Consider the following 4,139-nt stretch of genomic DNA (forward strand, 5'->3'; position numbering starts at 1 on the left):
CACCGAGCACATCGAGGCCGACTACGACGCGGGTGTCCTGACCCTGCGGATCCCGATCGCCGAACGCGCCAAGCCCCGCAAGATCACGATCGGCGGCGAGTCCGGCCGCAAGCGGATCTCCGGCTGACCGGCGGGACGCCGACGGCGGAGGACGGGACCCGATCCCCCTCCGGCATCCCGCCCTCCGCACCCTTTGACCTCTCAACCCTTCGCCCGGAGGTGTCGTGATGTCGATGCGCCCGGAGGCGTTCCTGGCGCACGTCCAGGAACGGGGCGGGTACGAGACCCGGGAGGAAGCCGAACGGGCGGCCCGCGTCGTTCTGGCCCTGCTGGGCGCGCACCTGGTCGGCACCGTGCGGGCCGAACTCGCCGCCCGGCTCCCCGAGACGTACGCCCTGATCCTCCTCAACCCGCTGCAGGCCGCCGAACCGCTCTCACCCGAACGATTCGTCCGCGCCACCGCGGCCTGGATCGAAGGCGCCACCGAGAAGACAGCCCTGTGGGACATCGGCGCGGTCCTCTCCACCGTGGCCGCCACCGCGGGTGACGTCCTCGTGCGCGAGGTCCTGCTCCAGCTCCCGCCCGGCTACGACCTCCTCTTCGGCCACCCCCAGCCCACCACCTGAACGCCACCCCGCCCCATCGAACCGTCGTTGAGAAAGGCAACCGCAGCACCATGTACGACCAGCCGCGACCGACCCAGGCACCGCCCGCCATGACGTTCGACCAGATGCTGGAACGCGTCCGCTACGAGGGCGCCTACCCCACCCGCGAACGCGCCGAAGAAGCCGTCCGCGGCGTCCTGACCGCACTCGGCCGCCAGATCACCGGCGACGAACGCGTCGACCTCGCCCAGCGACTGCCCGTCGAGGCGGCCCTCACCCTGACCGCCCAGATCCCCGACACCGGGCAGCTCACCGGCTGGGGCTTCGTCAAAGACCTGGCCGTACGAACCGGCGTGAGCCCGGCCGTCGCGCGCTGGGACACCGGCGCCGTACTCGCCGTCGTCACCCGCCTCGCGGGCCCCGACCTCCTCGCCCGCATCCTCCACCAGCTCCCCGACGGCTACGCCCTCCTCTTCGGCCAGGCCGAACTGCGACAGCCCCAGCACGCCGCCTGATCCCGCCCTCCCGGCCTCCCGGCGGCAGCGGCGGCAGGGCCCTCGGACCTGTGTTCGAGGTCGATTACCTCACCGTCGAACACACGGAAATCTATGACGGTCGGAGTAGACATTGGTCGGTGACGTGGTTATGGTTTCTCTCGTACCCAGAGAGACAGCAGGGCCCGGCAGAGACGACCTGCCGGGCAGCAGTACCCGCAGTACACGCAGGTGCAGTGCGCAGGACGGTGCGGTGGTGGAGTTCCGAAGCCAGGGTCGTTGCAGGACGGCGACGGGACTGACGACCGGACCGGGTGGCCCGCATTGATCAGGGGCCGCCGTAGCAGGACAGCAGTCGACGCAGTGGCAGTACCCGTATCCATAAGTGCGGTTCGCAGTACCCAGCAGTGAAGTCAATGAGCAGCACCCCGGTGAAGGCGTCGGCTGCGGGCGCGCGCACCGGGAAGTTCGGCAGTGGGGTTCCAAGCCAGAGCAGACGCAGGACGGGCGACGGGGCTGGCTGCCGAAGAGTGGCGCTGACACAGGCCACTGAGCAGTTCGCACCACCAGCAGTACGCAGTCCCCCGCTGGGTAAGCAGTTGATCACCGAGGGAAGAACGGAGGAGCCTAGCGCCATCAGGATCGCCCGGGCGGAAGTCTGAGCCCGGGTACCGCAGGACATCGATAGTGAGGTGGTCTCCGGTCAAGCAACCGCGATCCCCGCGCCCCGGCCGAGTTCAGGCCGGGTCCGCGGAACAGTAGGCCGGCGCAGTACTAGGGCCGGCAGATGGTGTAGCAGTTCCTTCGGGGCCCTGGTGCCATAGGCGCCAGGGCCCCTCCACGTTCCACGAGAGAAGTTCGATGACAGCAGACGACTCGTTCGGCCGTCTCGATGACGACGACTACCCCGCCTACACCATGGGCCGGGCCGCCGAGATGCTCGGCACCACCCAGGGCTTCCTCCGTGCCATCGGCGAAGCCCGCCTGATCACCCCGCTCCGCTCGCCGGGCGGCCACCGCCGCTACTCCCGCTACCAGCTGCGCATCGCGGCCCGCGCCCGGGAGCTCGTCGACCAGGGCACCCCGATCGAGGCCGCCTGCCGGATCGTCATCCTCGAAGACCAGCTCGAGGAAGCCCAGCGCATCAACGCCGAACAGCGCCACGCTGCCGAATCGTCGAAGCCAACGGCCGCGGCTTGAGGTGGGGCGCGCCTGCCGGTCCTAGGGCTCGTCCGGCGGCTCATGGGCCGAGCCAGAGCCGGACCGAGGCGAGGCCCGCCAGTGCTCTGGGGCCTGTTGCGAAAGTGGATCGTCTGTCAGACCTGCCTGAGAGGCTCCGGGCATGGAGATGGCAGTGCAGCTGACGATCGACTGCTCCAATTGGGCTATGTGCCCGAGCCCGCGCCGGACGGGCACGCCACGTGGCGCGCCTACTCGAGGCGATGGGGATGCCCGCGGAAGAGCTGCCGGCCGGGGCCGGCGACATTGCGGAGTCGATCGTCGATCCGGCGGGACGCGGACCGAGCGTGTGGTTCCAGCAGGTTCCGGAGCCGAAGACCGCCAAGAACCGGTGGCACTTCGACCTGAAGGTCGGTGGTGGCCGTGACGTCCCGCTGGATGTCCGCGCGCGGCGGGTCAGGGCCGCTGTGGAACAGCTGGTCGAAGCCGGTGCCACCGTACTGAGGATCAACAACGAGCCGGACATGGGGCTCTACGCCGTCGCCATGCAGGATCCAGAGGGCAACGAGTTCGACGTCGTCTGAGGACCGTTTTGATGGTGCTGGTCACAGCCACTCGTTCACGGCCGCGACCAGTACGGTCGCCTCGTAGCGGACGGCGAGCTTGTCGTAGCGCGTGGCGACAGCGCGGTTTCTCTTGAGGCGGTTGATGCCGCATTCGACCGCGTGGCGTTCGCGGTAGTCGGTCGGGTTCAAACGCGGCGGCCGACCTCCGCGGGAGCCGAGCTTCTGGCGGTTGCGCGCCTGGTCGGCCTTGTCCGGGATGGTGCAGCGGATCCTGCGGCGGCGCAGGTAGGAGCGGGTCGCAAGTCAGGGCCGGCTGGCGAGGGTGCCGGAGACGATCACGCGCCTGTCGATGGCGGCCGGCGGGTAGACCGACTCGTTGGAAGAGCTGCTGGACCACGCCGGCGCCGATGGGCGGGCCGGAGTCGTCTACGGCGGTGTTGCGGGTGACGAAGAGGCGGGGGTGGAGCTGTCGGGTCAGCGCCGATGACGCTGGAGTTCCCTCCTGGTCGCCCACCTAAGGACTGTCCCGTAATCCCCGGCGGGGCGCACGACGCCGGCCACGGCACCTCGCCGCGTTGCCGGAACGCCGGAATACACCCAGTACGGGGGCGCCCCTCCGCCTTGCGACACCGCATCTGACGCCGTGCGCTGATCCACTGGGGATTACAGCCCTTAGGGCCCGCAGAAGAACAACATGCGTGCTCATATCGCACTGGCCTGGGATGTCAAGTCTCAGAACCAGCAAGTTAATTCTCTGCGGGCCCTTAGATGATCGACAGGCAGGAATTCGAAGGCTCTTTTAGGGCCGACTCTGGTTTCTGTTGGCGACGCATTCAATTTCTCGGCCTATTCTGACGCTCTGTCAGATAGCTGTGTTTGGGTGTGTGGTGGGGGGTGGGCCAGGAATCCGGCAGCCCGGGGGCCTCGCTCGTTGCGCTTCACGGACCGTCACCCGATCGGTGGTCACATCGAAGAAGCTCAGTGATGAATCATGCTGTCCAAGGCCCAGACCAGTTGCCTCAGATAGTCAGCTGACTGACGGATGTCCGCCTGCCGACCCATAACCAGGGCCATCCGGTCATACGTCGCAGCCCCCAGCGCCGTCGGCCATCTCAGCTTCTACATCTGCATCGGCTTCCGGGGAATGATCCAAGCCCGCCGACGCCGGGGACGGACGCATCGCCCTGCCGAGCACAATATAGGCTTCGATCTCCCGGACCTGACGCAACTCCGCAGAAACAGTCGCTCCGATCAGCGCCCTCACGAACCCCGGAGGAGGTATCTGACCACTCAAG

General features: G+C 68.1%; 4 protein-coding genes and 3 pseudogenes. 5 read left to right on the top strand and 2 right to left on the bottom strand.

Annotated features, from left to right (window positions below):
• The 5 genes and pseudogenes from ACWGIU_RS31470 to ACWGIU_RS31490 all read left to right on the top strand — a co-directional run.
• A pseudogene (locus ACWGIU_RS31470) lies at positions 1 to 127 on the top strand (Hsp20/alpha crystallin family protein); the annotation flags it as partial.
• 100 nt (positions 128 to 227) lie between these two features.
• Positions 228 to 626, top strand: a complete 399-nt coding sequence (locus ACWGIU_RS31475) for a DUF2267 domain-containing protein (RefSeq protein ID WP_453711522.1) — start codon at positions 228 to 230, stop codon at positions 624 to 626.
• Between the two features lie 50 nt (positions 627 to 676).
• Positions 677 to 1,120 carry a DUF2267 domain-containing protein gene (locus tag ACWGIU_RS31480; protein WP_453711523.1) on the top strand — a complete coding sequence of 148 codons (444 nt, stop codon included), beginning with the start codon at positions 677 to 679 and terminating at the stop codon, positions 1,118 to 1,120.
• 840 nt (positions 1,121 to 1,960) lie between these two features.
• Positions 1,961 to 2,299: a helix-turn-helix domain-containing protein gene (locus ACWGIU_RS31485; protein ID WP_453711524.1), complete on the top strand. Its 339-nt coding sequence runs from the start codon at positions 1,961 to 1,963 to the stop codon at positions 2,297 to 2,299.
• A gap of 142 nt (positions 2,300 to 2,441) precedes the next feature.
• Positions 2,442 to 2,862: pseudogene (locus tag ACWGIU_RS31490) on the top strand (VOC family protein).
• Between the two features lie 21 nt (positions 2,863 to 2,883).
• On the opposite strand, the pseudogene ACWGIU_RS31495 reads toward ACWGIU_RS31490, so the two are convergent.
• Positions 2,884 to 3,138: pseudogene (locus ACWGIU_RS31495) on the bottom strand (IS5 family transposase); the annotation flags it as partial.
• Positions 3,139 to 3,922: 784 nt separating this feature from the next.
• On the bottom strand, positions 3,923 to 4,139 hold a 217-nt coding region (locus ACWGIU_RS31500), incomplete at its 5' end, for a hypothetical protein (protein WP_453711525.1).

It is taken from the genome of Streptomyces sp. NPDC054840 (assembly GCF_053611065.1).

Bases quoted from the DNA above. Each gene is read 5' to 3' on its own strand.
- ACWGIU_RS31475 (WP_453711522.1), top strand. From the start codon at position 228: ATGTCGATGCGCCCGGAGGCGTTCCTGGCGCACGTCCAGGAACGGGGC.
- ACWGIU_RS31480 (WP_453711523.1), top strand. From the start codon at position 677: ATGTACGACCAGCCGCGACCGACCCAGGCACCGCCCGCCATGACGTTC.
- ACWGIU_RS31485 (WP_453711524.1), top strand. From the start codon at position 1,961: ATGACAGCAGACGACTCGTTCGGCCGTCTCGATGACGACGACTACCCC.